General features: G+C 50.3%; 18 protein-coding genes and 1 riboswitch. Of the genes, 10 read left to right on the plus strand and 8 right to left on the minus strand.

Annotation, left to right across the window (positions count from 1 at the left end; translation table 11 throughout):
• Positions 1–40: 40 nt before the first annotated feature.
• Together G3255_RS03360 and G3255_RS03365 are read right to left on the minus strand one after the other, a co-directional pair.
• Positions 41–595, minus strand: a complete 555-nt coding sequence (locus G3255_RS03360) for a maltose acetyltransferase domain-containing protein (RefSeq protein WP_211653284.1) — start codon at positions 593–595, stop codon at positions 41–43.
• Between the two features lie 24 nt (positions 596–619).
• Entirely contained in the window at positions 620–874 is a 255-nt protein-coding gene (locus G3255_RS03365) for a hypothetical protein (protein WP_068872180.1), read from the minus strand.
• 138 nt (positions 875–1,012) lie between these two features.
• Here G3255_RS03365 and G3255_RS03370 point away from each other — a divergent pair, with 138 nt between their 5' ends.
• The 3 genes from G3255_RS03370 to G3255_RS03380 all read left to right on the plus strand — a co-directional run bounded on the left by G3255_RS03370 (position 1,013) and on the right by G3255_RS03380 (position 2,641).
• Entirely contained in the window at positions 1,013–1,678 is a 666-nt protein-coding gene (locus tag G3255_RS03370) for an alpha/beta family hydrolase (RefSeq protein WP_211653285.1), read from the plus strand.
• An 85-nt stretch (positions 1,679–1,763) separates the two neighbouring features.
• A complete protein-coding gene (locus G3255_RS03375; RefSeq protein ID WP_211653286.1) occupies positions 1,764–2,210 on the plus strand; it encodes a DUF4385 domain-containing protein in 447 nt (148 codons plus the stop codon).
• A gap of 71 nt (positions 2,211–2,281) precedes the next feature.
• Positions 2,282–2,641 carry a hypothetical protein gene (locus G3255_RS03380; protein WP_211653287.1) on the plus strand — a complete coding sequence of 120 codons (360 nt, stop codon included), beginning with the start codon at positions 2,282–2,284 and terminating at the stop codon, positions 2,639–2,641.
• A 777-nt stretch (positions 2,642–3,418) separates the two neighbouring features.
• Here G3255_RS03380 and G3255_RS03385 read toward each other — a convergent pair.
• Positions 3,419–4,687, minus strand: coding sequence for a dicarboxylate/amino acid:cation symporter (locus tag G3255_RS03385; protein ID WP_349291407.1), 1,269 nt, complete (start codon positions 4,685–4,687; stop codon positions 3,419–3,421).
• 170 nt (positions 4,688–4,857) lie between these two features.
• Between G3255_RS03385 and G3255_RS03390 the strand changes: the two genes are divergently transcribed.
• Together G3255_RS03390 and G3255_RS03395 are read left to right on the plus strand one after the other, a co-directional pair.
• The gene (locus tag G3255_RS03390; protein WP_211653288.1) at positions 4,858–5,742 is read left to right on the plus strand and encodes a TIGR01777 family oxidoreductase; all 885 of its coding nucleotides are present in this window, start codon (positions 4,858–4,860) and stop codon (positions 5,740–5,742) included.
• Between the two features lie 104 nt (positions 5,743–5,846).
• Entirely contained in the window at positions 5,847–6,587 is a 741-nt protein-coding gene (locus G3255_RS03395; RefSeq protein ID WP_211653289.1) for a nucleotidyltransferase domain-containing protein, read from the plus strand.
• 164 nt (positions 6,588–6,751) lie between these two features.
• On the opposite strand, the gene G3255_RS03400 is transcribed toward G3255_RS03395, so the two are convergent.
• The 4 genes from G3255_RS03400 to G3255_RS03415 all read right to left on the minus strand — a co-directional run bounded on the left by G3255_RS03400 (position 6,752) and on the right by G3255_RS03415 (position 9,390).
• The gene (locus G3255_RS03400; RefSeq protein WP_211653290.1) at positions 6,752–7,129 is read right to left on the minus strand and encodes a hypothetical protein; all 378 of its coding nucleotides are present in this window, start codon (positions 7,127–7,129) and stop codon (positions 6,752–6,754) included.
• A 193-nt stretch (positions 7,130–7,322) separates the two neighbouring features.
• Positions 7,323–7,880, minus strand: a complete 558-nt coding sequence (locus G3255_RS03405) for a hypothetical protein (RefSeq protein WP_211653291.1) — start codon at positions 7,878–7,880, stop codon at positions 7,323–7,325.
• A 98-nt stretch (positions 7,881–7,978) separates the two neighbouring features.
• Positions 7,979–8,368 (minus strand): hypothetical protein, encoded by a 390-nt coding sequence (locus G3255_RS03410; protein ID WP_211655743.1) that lies wholly within the window; start codon positions 8,366–8,368, stop codon positions 7,979–7,981.
• 167 nt (positions 8,369–8,535) lie between these two features.
• A complete protein-coding gene (locus G3255_RS03415; RefSeq protein ID WP_211653292.1) occupies positions 8,536–9,390 on the minus strand; it encodes a CPBP family intramembrane glutamic endopeptidase in 855 nt (284 codons plus the stop codon).
• 377 nt (positions 9,391–9,767) lie between these two features.
• Between G3255_RS03415 and G3255_RS03420 the strand changes: the two genes are divergently transcribed.
• Positions 9,768–11,756, plus strand: a complete 1,989-nt coding sequence (locus tag G3255_RS03420) for a penicillin-binding transpeptidase domain-containing protein (RefSeq protein ID WP_211653293.1) — start codon at positions 9,768–9,770, stop codon at positions 11,754–11,756.
• A 16-nt stretch (positions 11,757–11,772) separates the two neighbouring features.
• Entirely contained in the window at positions 11,773–12,717 is a 945-nt protein-coding gene (locus G3255_RS03425; protein WP_211653294.1) for an Abi family protein, read from the plus strand.
• Positions 12,718–12,753: 36 nt separating this feature from the next.
• On the opposite strand, the gene G3255_RS03430 is transcribed toward G3255_RS03425, so the two are convergent.
• Positions 12,754–13,938 carry an MFS transporter gene (locus G3255_RS03430; RefSeq protein ID WP_211653295.1) on the minus strand — a complete coding sequence of 395 codons (1,185 nt, stop codon included), beginning with the start codon at positions 13,936–13,938 and terminating at the stop codon, positions 12,754–12,756.
• An 82-nt stretch (positions 13,939–14,020) separates the two neighbouring features.
• Positions 14,021–14,120, minus strand: a riboswitch (purine riboswitch).
• A gap of 149 nt (positions 14,121–14,269) precedes the next feature.
• Between G3255_RS03430 and G3255_RS03435 the strand changes: the two genes are divergently transcribed.
• The 3 genes from G3255_RS03435 (at position 14,270) to G3255_RS03445 (ending at position 16,248) form a co-directional block, all read left to right on the plus strand.
• The gene (locus G3255_RS03435; protein WP_211653296.1) at positions 14,270–14,440 is read left to right on the plus strand and encodes a hypothetical protein; all 171 of its coding nucleotides are present in this window, start codon (positions 14,270–14,272) and stop codon (positions 14,438–14,440) included.
• Positions 14,441–14,557: 117 nt separating this feature from the next.
• Positions 14,558–15,241: a response regulator transcription factor gene (locus G3255_RS03440; RefSeq protein ID WP_211653297.1), complete on the plus strand. Its 684-nt coding sequence runs from the start codon at positions 14,558–14,560 to the stop codon at positions 15,239–15,241.
• A gap of 2 nt (positions 15,242–15,243) precedes the next feature.
• Positions 15,244–16,248 (plus strand): sensor histidine kinase, encoded by a 1,005-nt coding sequence (locus tag G3255_RS03445; protein ID WP_211653298.1) that lies wholly within the window; start codon positions 15,244–15,246, stop codon positions 16,246–16,248.
• Positions 16,249–16,294: the final 46 nt, after the last annotated feature.

Here is a 16,294-nt window from a genome sequence, read left to right on the forward strand (position 1 = left end):
AGAGGTTCTGCGTTTTTTATGCTTGTCAGAATGATGCTCCTTAGACGGTTTTGATAAAGGCAGCCGGATTCCCGCCGACTACTGTGTTCGCCGGTACGTCTTTGACGACTACTGCGCCGGATGCGATGACGGCATTGTCGCCGATCGTGACGCCGGGGTTGATGACGGCGCGGCCGCCGATCCAAACATTATCACCGATGCGCACTGCTTTGCCTGACTCGACCCCGCTCAAACGCTGTTCGATATCGAGCGGGTGAGTCGCCGTATAGATGTGGACGCCTGGCCCCACCAGGCAGTTATCGCCGATGCGGATATCACAGACGTCGAGGAAGACACAATCGAAATTGGCGAAGAAATTGTGGCCGACGTGGATATTATAACCGTAATCACAGCGGAAGTTCGGCTCGATATACAAACGGTCGCCGCTCGACCCGAGTAATTGGCTCATGAAGCGCTTGCGCTCCTGACCATCGGTTTCCATCGATTTATTGAACAAGCGCAATAACCGCTTCGCATTGACGCGCTCGCGCACGAGTACCGGATCGTCCGCCCGGTAAAGTGCGCCGGCAAGCATTTTGTCTTTTTCTGTATGCATCCAAATCCCTCTTTCCCGATTAAATTAAAAGCCGAATAACCGCCTCGCGATAAAGGCGAATGCCGCGACTGCGGTAATGAATGCCGCTACAAAGAACGCCACGGCATAGGACACTAGATTGCCCGGCAGCACCGCTTCGCCGATTTCAAAGAAATAAAAATGGATCGCGACCGGTTCTGTGGCATGGCGCATTAGCCACACTTGAACGCCCTTGACGGCAAATAAGATGCTAATGGCCAATAGGACCGAAAACGCAGTCCAGCGAATGCCTTTCCACATAGAACCGCCTCCCCAATAGATCATATGGATATTATAACAGAATAGAAAAACGACTCCTCATGAAGTTTTCGAATTCTTTGAAAAATTTACATGCAATTAACGTGAAAGACTTTATACTATAGGAAAGGAGTGGAACCAATGAAAACGATCAACCGAACCATCAAAACGGATAAAGGCCAAGCGGTCAACTACAACCTTGTCCTGAACCAAGACCAAACGAGAAAACTTGCAATTTTCCTGCCGGGCATCGGCTATACAACGAAAAGCCCGTTATTTCATTACACGGAGCGGCTGCTTGCGGAACAGGAATACGACATCCTGCGCATCAATTACGATTACAACCATCCGCTTTATGACGAATACACGATGGCGGAAATTGACGAGGCGGTCAAAGAAGATGCCAAGCAAGTGATCGACCAAGTATTGAAAGGCAGCATTTATGAAAAGTTCTTCCTCGTCGCTAAATCGCTCGGCACGATTGCGCTAGCCAATGAACTCGAGCGCAAGAAATTCAAAGGCGCAAAAACTGTCTGGCTGACGCCGCTCGTCAAGCACCAAGACATCTTCGAAGCGATGAAAAATTGCCAGAATCCGGCGCTGAGCTTTATCGGCGACAAAGACCATTATTACGACCGCAGCCGGATGGAAGAGCTCCAAGGCAACAGCCAGCTTGAGTCGCACGTCTTAAAGGACGTTAACCACGGCATGGATTTCATCGGCGACCCATTGAAGTCGATCGATGTCTTAAAAGACGTCATCACCGATATCCACGCCTTCTCGAAAAAGAGCATCGAGCACGCATAATGGACTGCCGCCCTTGAGGCGGTTTTTTTATGCTGTTTTTCAAGCAGCGCGACAGGGTATAGTTTCTGCAAAAGGAGGGTGCAGCATGGCATTCGATTACGATTTGGACTATAAAAATTTGGACTTGCGGAAGAACCCCGAGCTGTACCGCGTCGGCAAAGGCGAACAAGGCGTGTTGATGGTCGAACCGTATAAAAGTGAAATCCTGCCACATTGGCGATTCAAGACGCCGGACATCGCCCAGGAATCGTGCGATAAAATTTCAGAGCTGTTCGAGGAATACCGCAAAAAGGATGACTTCGTCGGCATGGACATGGCCCGCAAATTCATCCAAATGGGCTACACTCGCGCACGGCGTAACACGAACTACAAAGGCGGCCGCAAATACAACGAAGACGGCTCGATCAAAGACCGCGAGATTAACGAAGAAAAAGCCGAATCCGCCGCTATTTTCAAGAAGCGCTGGGACGAAATCCGCGAAGACGAGGATTATTTAAAACGTAAAAAAGAACACCAGAAAAAATATGGCTGAAGCAGTTCAGGCGTGAAACAGCGGCGCTCATCAAACGTCGAATAGACGAGACGGAAGGAAGGAGCATGCGAATGAATCGGTTTTGGAAAACGATGGTCTTGATTGCCGCGCTATTGTTGCTCGGGGCATGCAGCGAGCAGACTTTCAGCAATAGCGAAGAGACCGGGTCCTATGCCGGCATTTTAATCGTTGAAGACGAAGAGTATTTGTGGGAAGGCGAACTGGAAGGCAGCGACTACAGCGAGTCGACAAGACTCGGCGCCATCACCCAGTCGACGGCACCTGAAGTCATGCCAAGCGCTGATTTTTCTTCCGACTTCCTCGCTGAAGGCGCTGAAATTTACGCAAGCAACGAAGACTCCGACGTGCTCCTCGCCAAACGGCAAGACGGCAGCTGGGATGTATTCAGGAAAAGCGTGGAGCAAGAATAGCGAAGCTGCATCCGATGGGGTGCGGTTTTTTTGTGGAATTGAGAGGTTTGTTTGTGGAATGGAGAGGTTGTTTGTGGAATTAAGAGGTTGTTTGTGGAATGCAGCGATTGTTTGTGGAATGAATCGATTTATTTGTGGAATGAAGCAATTGTTTGCGGGATGCAGCGATTTATTTGTGGAATGAAGCAATTTATTTGTGGAATGAAGATAATGTGATATTTTATCGATTGGGTATTCGCTGCCTGCTTTTTCGGTGGTGCGTAGATAAGGGTAGTGGGGGAATCGCTTCTCGGGATCCAGCATCTGCCACGGTGGTGCTTGAAACAAAAATTTGATTGATGCATCGGGACTAATTAACTTCCATTCACAGCAAAGTTGACGAGAGCTACAAAACATGACGCATTTCCACATTTTTCAATTGAGTGAATAAGAAAATCCCTTCCACTCTAAAATTTGAGACGGAGTGGAAGGAGGCTGACGCCTGTGGGACCGCGCGAATGAATAAGTGAAGGGGAGCTGAGCTTATTCATTTGCGACATATCTGCTTGCAGATATGTCGCAGGCTTTTTTTCTTTGGAACATTGGCTGGGCACCCGCCCCCGGGCAGCTGAAAGCGCGACGTCCTGTCGCATCAGTTGCATGACTCGCATCCTGTGAGCCCCAAGCAGCCCCCTGAAACGCAGTCGAAAAGGCAGAAACTTTTCCTATCACTTTTTTTATTTCACATTTTCCCCAAAGAAAAAGCCTCCCGACATAGCCGGGAGGCTTGCTTCTATTTTATGCTTCTTGTGGGTTCATTGCTGTTTCTGTTTCCAAGCCGTGCTTTTTCTCGGATTCTGCGACCATCAGTGCGCAAGCTGCGTCACCGGAAATATTGATGGCTGTGCGGGACATATCAAGCAAGCGGTCGATTCCGAGTACAAGGCCGATGCCTTCTACCGGAAGCCCGACGCTCGATAAGACCATCGCGAGCATGATCAAGCCGACGCCTGGAACTCCAGCGGTCCCGATACTGGCAAGCACTGCGGTCAAGACGACCGTCAATAATTGGCCGATCGTCAAGTCGACCATGAAGGCCTGCGCGATGAACATCGTCGCGGCACCTTGCATGATCGCGGTGCCGTCCATATTAATTGTCGCGCCGAGCGGCTGGACGAACGAACTGATCGACTTTGGAACCTTCAGATCACGCTGCGCCACTTCCATTGAAACCGGAAGCGTGCCCGTGCTGCTTGAAGTACTAAAGGCGACCGTCATGGCCGGCATAAAGGTTTTGAAAAACCAGATTGGGCTCTTTTTCGCCAGGAAATAAACGGTGCCGCCGTATGTAAAGGCAGCGTGAATCAACAAGGCACCGATAACGACGAGCATATACGAGCCCATGGCCTGGATGGCGGCGAGGCCTTGCGAACCGATCGCTGTCGCAATCAATCCGAATGTGCCGTACGGAGCAAAACGCATGACGATGCCGACCAAGTACATCATGATTTCATTGCCTTGTTCGACAAGGCTCAATATCCCTTTCGTCTTATCGCCAAGAGCTGTCAACGCGAGCCCGACGAATACCGCGAAGACAATGATCTGGAGCATATTGCCTTCGGTCATGGCTTCAAGCGGGTTTTTCGGGATGATGTTGAGCAAGGTATCAGCGATCGACGGAGCGTCGTCCGGGCTATACGTCGCCGCACCGATATCAAAATCACCCGCTGCGCCCGGCTGAACGAGTGCGGATAAGCCGAGTCCAATGGTGATGGCGATGGTTGTCGTCACGAGGAAATACGAAATCGTCTTGATGCCGATGCGGCCAAGCTTCGCTGGGTCGCCAAGCCCGGCTGTACCGAGAACAATCGACAAGAATACGAGCGGCACGACGAGCATGCTGATGAGGGCGAGGAAAATCTGCCCGACCGGCACGAAGACGTAAGGATTGAGTATTGCGAAAACTTCAGGTGCAAAAAGATTTAAAAGCAGTCCTGTGATTGCACCCAAAATCAAGGCACTGATGACTTTAAATGTTAAGCCTTTCTTTTTCTTCAATTCATCCACCAACTTTCTTCATTTAAGGAAACGCATAAAAATAAGTGTAACCGAAGCGGAACAAAATCAACAGTTTCAACAGACCTTATAGCTTGGGAAGCCATTTCCTAAAAAACTGCAACTATTCCCATAGGTCTGGCGTCTAACATGATAGAATTACGGCGAAAAGAGGTAAGAATATGGTTAAGAAAGCAGTCATCGCAGGCGGTACAGGGTTTATCGGAACGTATTTGAAAGAAAAATACGAACGGCTCGGCTATCGCGTTTACATCATTTCCAGAGGTTCAGAGCATATTCAATGGGACGACGCACATCGTATGAAAGATGCGCTTGACGGCGCGAAATTGGTCATTAACCTTGCTGGAAAATCCGTCAATTGCCGTTACACAGAAGCGAATAAACGCGAGATTTTTAATTCCCGTACCGAGACGACCGAGTCGCTTGGGCGAATGATCGAAGCGTGCAGCATAGCCCCGGAATTATGGGTCAACGCCAGCACCGCAACGATTTACCGCCATGCCGAAGACCGCCCGATGACTGAGGATGGCGGAGAGGTGGGGCGTGGATTTTCGGTAGAAGTCGCAAAAGCTTGGGAAGATAGCTTCTTTTCATTCCAACTGCCCGATACGCGCCAAGTCGCCTTGCGCATCGCGATTGTCCTGGGAGAGGGCGGCGTCATGGAGCCGTATCGCAAGCTCGTGAAATATGGGCTTGGCGGCAAGCAAGGCAGCGGCCGCCAGATGTTCAGCTGGATCCATATTGAAGATCTGTACCGGACCGTGCGTTTCATGCAGCACCGTGATGAACTCTCGGGCGTCTTCAACGCTTCAGCGCCAAATCCTGTCACGAATAAAGAATGGATGAAAGCACTTCGGCAATCGATGAACCGCCGCGCTGGGCTACCGGCATCGAAATGGATGCTTGAGACAGGGGCAGCGGCACTTCGGACCGAAACCGAATTGATCCTAAAAAGCCGCTGGGTCGTACCGGAGCGGCTCGTGCGGGAAGGCTTCCGCTTCCGCTATCCGGGTGTCGGAAGCGCATTGGCTGATTTGAATAATTGACAGACTTAAAGGCATTCAAGAGAATGTCTTTATTTGTGCGCACTCTTGCACTAGGTAGGGTATGCTAGGGAAAGACTGATAGAAAGAGAGTGTGGGGGAAAGTAATGAGACAACGTTGGGAACCGATACACACAGCCAAAGTATTCGTCGAAACGAATTTTCGCCATTGCCGCGGGGCACTGCTAGCCGGAAGTGTAGTGCGCGGGCAAGAGACAGCGACGTCGGATTTGGACATCGTCGTATTCGATGAAACGCTGATGAGTTCATATCGTGAATCCATGATTTTTTATGGCTGGCCGATCGAAGTGTTTGTCTATAATTTAAGTTCGTACAAGGACTTTTTTGAAAAAGACCGAAAAGCGGCGAAGCCTAGCATGCCGCGCATGGTCAGCGAGGGCATTGTCTTAAAAGATTCAGGCATCATGGAAAACATCCAGCAAGAAGCGAAAGCCTTGCTCGAAGCAGGGCCGGAAGCGTGGAGCACGGACACGATCCGCACGAAACGCTATTTCATCACCGATGTGCTGGATGACCTGCGGGGCAGCGATGATCGGAAAGAACGGCTGTTTTGCGTCAACACGCTTTCGGATTTGGTGAGCGAATTCATTTTGCGCACCGAGCAAAAATGGATCGGCTCATCCAAATGGGTGATTCGTTCACTCGAAGCGCATGACCATGAACTGGCGGTACGGTTCGTCGAGGCGTTCGAGAACTTTTACCGGACCGATGAAACGGGGCACATTATCGAATTCGTCGAAAGTGTCTTGGAGCCTTACGGAGGCCGCTTATTCGACGGATTTTCGATTGGGAAAGCGGAAGCTGAGAGGAAGACGGAAAAGCTTTAAAGCTTAAGTTGGCTTAATCTTAGAGCTTACAATTATTCGAGCAAGTACGCCTATAATGAAATAAAATTCGCCGTCCAGTGAACATCAGGGCGGCGAATTTTGATGGAAAGAAACATTTCTATATTAACCGAGAGCTTTCATGAAAAAACACCGCTTCAGCGACGTCAGTTGTCAGTAGTTAGTAGTAAGTTTTCAGTTTGTTCGTTCCATGAAATTTCTACTTCTATTTCCTCATCCTCTTGTATAACTGAGCATCCTCCACAAGAGCCGTTGGCAATGCTAGCAACGTTATCGGATAACGTTACGCCTGTACCTTCTGAACCTCCTGAATTAGCTTCAAGTTTGTACTCGATTGTTTCAGGGGCTTCACCGTCGCCAGTAAATTTAACAGTTCCGTCTTCTACTTGGTTCGTTCCATTCGAAACGTCCACCACATAAAACACATCCCAGTTTTCACTGCTGCCCGAGAAGTTGTATCTATCGCCATCTACACATCCACTTAAAATGAATAGAAGCACCAATAGCCCGAGTATCTTTTTCAAAAATATTCCCCCTATCTAGTATTTGATGTTTGTTTAATGGCATCAATTTCCTCTTCTTCATTATTATACCTTAAAATTCAGAAAACATTTACTATTATTTAAACAATAACAAGCTCTAGGTGAGGGGATTTTATAAGGAATTTTAGTATAAAGTCTATCAACAAAACCGCCCAGACGAATCTGGGCGGTTTTTTTAATACATTTCCAAACGCTGCAATTCCTGTCCGTTTGCATCGAGCAATTGGAGCGGGATCGGGCGTTCTTCTGGTGCGTTTTCGATAAACCACACCGCTTTTCCGGACAAACTGGTGTCTTCCAATAATTCGATTGGGAAGCGCTCGCCCAGCAATAATTGATCAGCCGGAACCTCACCGACCTGGACGTGGCGCCCATCAGCCGGATCAAACAATCCGTAGACCAAGCCGTCACTGCTCATATAGCTGTCGATGCGGTCCGGATCATCGAGTGAGGGAATGGTGGTTTCGCTTCGCGTCTCGAGGCGCCAGCCGAACCAAGATTCCGTTGCCGTCACTGCCCCGAAGTTATCGTCGCCGCGGATGAAGAAAAATAATGCGCGGCCATTTAATTCGTAGACCGGCGTCAAGACAAGGTCATCGTCGCCATCGCGCACTGCCTCTTCCGCTGTATCGACTGTATCCGAACTCCATACGAGTGCAATGATCAGCGCCGCGGCGAGCACAAGGCCCAGCAGCACGAGCATGCGTTTTTGAATTAGGTTTTGCAGGGTCATCCGCCATTTCCCCTTCCGTTTCACGATGCTTCCATTATACGGTATTTTATTGAATAGAGGGAAATGAAAAAACGCCCGGATGCGCCCGGGCGTTTTTGTCAGTCTTTTTCGGTCAAGAACGTAATAACCGCAAACAATAAGAACGCGAGCAGCAAAATTGTGCCGCCGACGATAAAGAAAACCAAGATGAAGGTTTCGTTCATATTGAACGGGTTCAAATTATAGAACCACATGCCGACAGTTAAGCCTACTGCGCCGATCATCGCGAGAAAGCCGTGGATGGTGACGAGCTTTTTGTATTTGACGGTATACAAGCGGTAGAACACGCCCCAGGCAAAAACCGAAAGCCAGCCAACGAGCAGGATGTGGGCGTGAATCGGACGCAGCGCGTAATCCATCTGTCCCGCCATATGCGACCCGAGATAGGTCCCGATGAACCCGAAGATGGCCGAAAACTGGATCAAGCGCAAGCTCCATTTTTTCTCCAAGGTATTGTTGCGCGGTGTAACTGTGTTGTTCATGTAAATCCTCCTATAGCTTTTGGGAACAGCGACAAGTATTCCGCTGGATAGCCCCTAAGTTCATATGACTGTATCATACCGCACGAATATAAACGCTGTATGAACGGGGCGTGACAGATCATCGACAATTTTCTTTACGGCGTTTCGCTTTCTGTCAAAGGTTCAGCGATTTCGCGTGTGTCGGTTTTATCCCTCAAGCCTTTCGCGAGGCGGTAGATGATCCAAACGGTGAGCAGCGTGCTGATAACCAAGATGATGATATTGGCGAATGCTTTTGCTTCGATATCCGCAGCTGTGGTCACGATAAACCAGTCAATCGCGAAAAACTCATCGATCGGTACATAAATCGATAAAGCTGCCAGCGCATTATTGAGCATGTGAAAGAAAATCGGCAGCAATAAATTGCCGGTGCGCAAATACAACAGAGATGCGATGATGCCGAACAAGAACGAGCCGACAAAATCAAGATGCAAAACGCCAAACATCAAACTCGAAATCAAAATGCCGCCCCACATTGAAGTTTTTGCCGCAATACGCGTCAAGAAGACACCACGGAAAACGAACTCCTCTACAATCGGCGCCAAAATCACGAGCGTTAGCAGCATGAAATACTCATATCCGACACCGCCCGGCATCTCGACCGGCGTCAGCAATAATTCCGCAAACCATGGAAATGCGGGGTAGATAATCGCCAGCTGCAGCCAGAACATCGTCAGCGAGAACGCGATCGACACAATGACCATGCCCGTTATGCCAGGAAGCCATGGTTTAACGCCTTTGGTAGTTAAAACTTCACTAAGCGACCAATCGGGGTTTTTGCTCCAATAATAATGAAAGAAAAAGTACGGGACAACAATATAAAAGGCAATCTGCACCGCGATTTCGGTCGTGGCGACATCCGCACCAATCAGCATGAAGATGATCAAAGTCGCGATGACGCCGAGAATGGTGAAGAGAATCAAATAACGCGATTTCATTTCAGCGAACATAAATAGCCTCCTTTTCTTCCTTAATTATACGGAAGATGGGGCGGTTTGTTTCATATATGAGTGAGATTCTTCGTTTTAAATGTTAGTATTCCGCAAAATTACTACGAAAAGCTTTGCTCAACTCTCGCTATACTCGAGCATCGCAAACGAATAGACTCAGCAATGCTTCGTCTATTCGTTTCCTGCGGGCGAGCGTCTTTGCTCCATACCTTGAACTGTCTTTGTAAGAGTCTATAAGGCACATTTATACCAGCTGTCGTTGGATAGTAAAGACCTCAATTTCTACTTTTCAATTCCCTAATCCAAAAATTCCCGTATTGAAGCAAGCGGTTTCAGGGTAAGATGGTAGAAAAGGCTACGGAAATGGAGGGGTAGAAATGGGGAAAGGGAAGCTGTGGATGATTGGAATGGGCGCGGCGCTTACACTGGCAGCGTGTTCGGACGAGGAAGCGGACGTGCCGGTGCCGGAAGAGACGGAACCGGAGACGGTCGCATCGCCGGAACCGCGTGCACAACAATTCATGGAATTGTGGCAAGCGGGCGAATACGAAACGCTATATGATGAATTTTTGACGGAGCGGGCCAAAGAGGCATTCGGTGAAGAGACCTTCATTGACTGGCAAGTGGAACTTGAAGAGCAATTGTCATTGTCGGAGCGCGAGATCGATTGGCAATTGGGCGAAGAGCCGTGGCTGAAAAACGAGCCGGCGGATGTTCCGCTGACGATTTCAATGGACAGCGTCATCGGCGAGATTGAGTTCGATAAGACGCTGAGCTTTGTCTACGAGGAGACGGAAGAGGCTGAAGCAGGCGAATGGTTCGCAGAATGGGATCCGTCCTTCATTTTGCCGAATCTGTCTGAAGGCGATAACGTATCCGTGCAAATCAGCGATACCGCACGCGGCGAAATCGTCGACCGCAACGGCAGCGTCATCGCCGGCAATACGGATGCCTACGAAATCGGCGTCGTGCCAGAGAATTTCGATCGCGACGATTACACGGAGCGGCTTGCGGGGCTTTTGGATTTGTCCGTCGAAGACATTGACGCAGAACTCGAAAAGCCGTGGGTCGAACCGCATCATTACGTGCCGCTCGGAACTGTCGGGCCGGACCGCGAGAAATTGAACCGGCTGTTTGCGATTCCTGGAACCAAGCGCACGAAAGTGACGATGCGCCACTATCCGTACGGGAAATCGATGGCGCATTTGACCGGATACATCGCGCCGATCACCGCTGAACAGCTAGAAGAGCGCAGCGGCCAAGGCTACGGCCAAGGGGATATCGTCGGCTGTGAAGGCTTGGAAGAAATCTTTGAAACCGAATTGCGCGGAAAGCGCGGCGGCAAGGTCTTGATTGAAAAGACCGCACAAAACGAAACGATCACCGCTGTCGACAATTCCTCCGCAGCCGGTGAGACGGTAGAACTGACGATTGACGCCGACCTCCAGCAAGAAGTCTATGAGGAAATGGGTGGGGAACCGGGCACTGCAGCCGCGGTCGACCCGTACACAGGTGAGACGCATGTGCTGGTCAGTTCGCCAGCTTACGACCCAAATGATTTCATTCCAGGCATCAAGGAAACCCGCTTCCGCCAGCTTACCAACGATCCGGACCAGCCGTTCTTCAACCGGGCAGCGGCGTCTTACCAGCCGTCTTACTTGATGCAGCCAATCACGGCAGCCGTTGCTATGAAGCAAGGAACACTGGATCCGGCAGAAGGCATCGAGATCGACGGGGAGACGTGGCAGAAATACGCCTCGTGGAACGATTTTCGCATCACCCGTCCGAATCCGGGCGTCGCGAATCCGATCGACTTTGAAAAAGCGCTCATCCATTCTGACAGCATTTACTTTGCAATCCAAGCGACCAATATGCCGGACGACAGCTTCTTGGAAGGCTTGACTGAATTCGGCTTTGGTACGGCGTTCGACTATCCGGTGCCGCTCGCAGCTTCACAAATTTCGGAAAGCGGCACGTTCGGCTCGGAAGGCCAGCTTGCGAGTTCCGCATCCGGGCAGAGCCAAGTGCGCGTTAATGTTCTCCACACAGCGCTGATGTATGGCACATTTCTAGCTGATGGCGAAATGAAAAAGCCGATCTTGATTAGAGACGCGGCAGAAGAAAACTTGAAGCAAGATCTTTTGAATCCCGAGCAATCGGAAATGGTCCGTGCAGCACTCGTCCAAGCCGGTGAAGAAGACGGCCACGGCCTTGCTGGCAAGACGGCTGTCATCAAAACCGATGACGGCGATATGGGCTGGTTCGCCGGCTACGACCCAAACGTCGGCAATTTAAGTGCAGCGGTCATGATGGAAGATGAGGAAGACGCAGCGGCTATCGCGGGCGCATTGTTCAGCGATGACTAAACAGGGAGAGGTAGACATGAAAAGCTTTGCGACGCATGACGAACAGCTCGCGATCTTAAAAAGCCGCGGACTCGTCATCGAAGACGAAGCGGTCGCAAGACGCGTGCTGTCGCGTGACAATTATTACGCGCTCATCGACGGTTATAAGGAGCCATTCCTTGAGCGTGATGAAACCAAAAATCCGTACGGTGAAGAACTGTATGAAGCTGGCACGACGTTCAATCATATTCTCGCGCTGTACCAATTCGACCGCAAGTTGCGCTTGTTATTGCTCGGGGAATTATTGAAATTCGAGCGCAGCATTAAATCCAAGCTCGCGTACCGGTTTTCCGAACGCTTCCAAGAAGTCGACAGCTTTCTCGACAGCGCGAATTACAGCCCAGATGAAATTCATTTCCATGAACGCGACCGTATCACCGCGACGCTCAACAACCTGATCGAAAGCCATCGGAAGCGCCACCGCGTGCGCTATCCGGAGCTCCGCGAGTTCTACGAAAAGCATAAGAACTTGCCGCTATGGGTGCTGGTCAATTTCCTGTCGCTCGGCCAGATAACCAATTTCTATACGGTCATCGATCAAGACTTGCGTACGCGCATCGCGCAGGATTTCGCAGAGGATGCAGGAGAACAGGGCATCAAACTGAGCGCAGCGGAACTCGACGAAATCCTGTCGATCGCGTTCCCGTTTCGCAACAAGGCGGCGCACGAAGAAGTGCTGTATTCGTTCAGGTTAAGATCTCCGCTTGAACTCAAGCAGCTCGAAGCGCAGCTGCATCAGGAAAAAGGCCATATCACACGCGGCACGACGGCTTCGCTCATCAAATTGTTGAAAGTGGTGTCGCCGCCGGATGAGTATGAAGTGTTCACTCGGGAACTGTTGGAATTGATCCGTGAGTTGGAAGAAGTATTGCCGGAAAGGCCGTATGTATGGGTTATGACAGATGCGGGGTTCCGCAAATAGAAAAAGGCCTGGTCCGCGGACCAGGCCTTTTTTATATTAGAGGCTTTGCGATTTTTGGTAGCTGCGTATGCTGCGTTCGATCGCTGGACGCGTAATCGAGAACACTGCACAGCCAAGCGCAACCAGTACGATCACGGCGCCGACCCAAGCAGTGCTAGTGACGGAGCCGGTTTGCGTCAAGGTGAGACCGCCGACTGCAGATCCGAGCGCGATGCCGACTTGCAGCGCCGAGTTATTGAAGCTCTGCTGGATGTCGGATGTGGCCGGGTCGGTTTCGATCAAATAGCTTTGCTGCGGCGGGGCAAGTGCCCAGCTGAGCGCCGCCCAAATGACCATCACCGGCAAGAAGATGACGAGCGAGAACGTCGTGAACGGAAGGACGAACAAGCTGACGGCGAACGCCGAGATGACGATCAAAATGCTTTTCTTTGAACCGATCGAATCGGACATGGTGCCACCGATCGCACCGCCGCTCACTGCCGCGATGCCGAAAATCAAATAACAGGCGCTGACCCAGAATGGGCTGAGTTGCATGGTCGTTTCCAAAAACGGTGTGAAGTACGCATAAACGGTGTAATGCCCAGCGAGCATGAACAGCGTCGCGAGGTGGGCGGTGCCGATTTTCGCACTCGCGACCGCTTTTAATTGCTGCTTAAGCGGAATCGCCGTGCCTCCAGGAATCGGCTGGATGTAAAGCGCAATCAAGGCCATCGAACCGAGCGAAAGGGCTGCGATCGCAAGGAAAATGACGCGCCAGCCGAATGCATCGGCAATCAAAATGCCAAGCGGAACGCCGAGCACGAGCGACGAGCTGATCCCCATAAAGATCAGGCCGATCGCTTTCGCGCGGTAAGGCGGCTCAACGATTTTCGCGGCAATCGTGAGTGACAAGACAACGATGAGCGCCGTACTCGCCGCGGTAATGACGCGCGCGATGACCATCCACGTAAAGTCTGGGCTGAAGAAAGTCATGATGTTCCCGAGGAAAAAGATGAACATGGAAATCAAATAGACTTTCTTGCGCTCAAAACGACTCGTCGCAATGAGCAACACCGGTCCGGCGATTGCGTAAATCAAGGCGAATAAGGTGATCAACTGGCCGGCAGCGCTCACCGACACATCGAACTCTTCAGCAATGGTCGGCAAGATGCCGCCGACAATCAGTTCGACAAGCCCAACAGCTACCGTGGCCAAGGCTAAAATATAAACTTTCAAATTCATAACATACGCTTCCTTTCTCATTAAAAAATTCCATACAGTCAACTGATTCTTTTCAGAAAATAAAAAAATCCTGATTACAGAAAACGAAAAGATCGCTTTCTGTAATCAGGATTTTTCGGTTCCTGGTAGAGACCCTTAAGCCGTATTCTTAAGGTTATACAGATAGATTATGGGGGTTATTCACTTTGAACAGCTTACTATATAAACAGGGTTTATGCAAGAGAATATACAATAGACGTCAGACCTCTAGTGGAGAAATGAAACTTAATTTTAATTGAGCCGTAGAATAGACTACCGCAACCAAATCGGTCCACACGAAAGGAATGAGTTGATGAAGACGATCGGATATACGTTTCTCATGCTGGGCCTTGTTTTCTCTATCCTCAGCTTTACGGGCGACCAGCCGCCGGCACTCGGCCTGATTTTTATATCGGTCGGCATCACCTATTTCTTTATGGAAGACGAGGACGAACAAGAGGAAAAGGACGAAAGCAATTCTTAAGATTTTCCACTATTTCCAACCAATAGCTAGTCACTTTCAGCGAAAGCCTGTATCGTAGATGATAACAAATCTACCGGTACTGGCTTTTTTCATTTCAAAACGGATAGGGGAATACAGATGAACATACTCGTAGTCGAAGACGACCGGACGATCGCTTCCGGCCTGACATATTCGCTCGAACAAGAAGGCTTCACCACGGTGTTGTGCCACACGGCAAAAGATGCCACCGCAGCAATCGAAGGGCAGCTCTCTACAATCGATCTATGCCTCTTCGATCTGTCCTTGCCGGATGGCAGCGGCTATGACTTATGTGCGCTCGTGAAAAAGAAAAGCGACATCCCGGTCATTTTCCTGACGGCGTTCGACGATGAAGTGAACGTCGTCATGGGGCTCGATATGGGTGCGGATGATTACATCACCAAGCCGTTCCGCGTGCGTGAACTCCTGTCGCGCATCAATTCCGTTCTGCGCCGCTACCAGCGCAATGCACAGCCGAAAACGGTCGTTGAACTCGGCGATGTTCAGATCAACACTTCTGACGGCAAAGTCCATAAAGCGGGCAATGAAGTTCTCTTGACTGCGCTGGAATACCGCTTGCTGCTCATTTTTGCGAATCACTTAGGCCAAGTGCTGACGCGGGCGCAATTGCTCGATCGCATCTGGGACGTCGGCGGCGATTTCGTCAACGACAATACGCTGACGGTCTACATCAAGCGGCTGCGTGAAAAATTGGAAGACGATGCCGCGCGCCCAGAACTCATCAAAACAGTCCGCGGCATGGGCTATAAGGCGGGTGAGTAGGGATGTTCCGCAATCGTGAAATCCGCTGGCTGCTAGTTGTACTTATCACAATCAGCACACTTGGCACGTTTCTCTCAGCTATCTTTGTTTCCTATACAGCCGCGTGGTTCGCGCTCGGCGTATCGCTACTGCTGAGCGCAACAGCACTCGTTTTCACTTGGTGGCGCTATAGGGAAATCGAGCGCTTATCGGGTTTCCTCCAGCAAATCAGCAGCGGCGATTTCCAGCTCGATGTGCGCGACAACCGCGAAGGCGAGTTGAGCCTCTTAAAAACGCAAATCTACAAAGTGACGAAAATGCTGTCGGAACACGGCGCGCTTCTGACTGAAGACAAAGGCAAGCTGACGAACGCCATTTCGGACATTTCCCATCAATTAAAAACGCCGCTCACCTCGATGATGGTCATGGCGGATCTGTTGCGTGACAGCCAGTTGGATGACGCGAAGCGTAGCGAGTTTATTCGCAATCTCCATACACAGCTTGAGCGCATGGACTGGCTCGTGGCGTCATTACTCAAATTGTCGAAAATCGATGCCGGCACGATTCATTTCAAACAAGACCGCATCCCGGTATCCATGCTCATCGAAAAAGCGGTCGAACCGCTGCTCATCCCGATGGATATTAAAATGCAGGAACTTGAGATTGAAGGCGATCAGGACGCAGCGTTTACAGGCGACCTCAACTGGACGACAGAAGCACTCATCAATATTTTGAAAAACTGCGTCGAACATACCGGAGAAGAAGGCAAGCTCACCATCCGTTACAGCGAAAATGCGCTGTACACCGACATCCGCATCGAAGACAACGGCAGCGGCATTTCCAGAAAAGATTTGCCGTATATCTTCAAACGCTTCTACAAAGGCGAAAATGCCGGCGACGACTCGGTCGGCATCGGCCTCGCCATGGCTTATAGCATCATCACCAGCCAAAGCGGCGATATCGAAGTCGCAAGCACACCAAATGAAGGCACCCGCTTCCATATCAAATTCTACAAGCAGGTGATCTAGCGCCTGCTTTTTTCTGTGGAATGAAAAAACAGAAACTCCGCATCCG

The sequence above is a fragment of the Planococcus sp. MSAK28401 genome (assembly GCF_018283455.1).
Classification (GTDB): Bacteria; Bacillota; Bacilli; order Bacillales_A; family Planococcaceae; genus Planococcus; species Planococcus alpniumensis.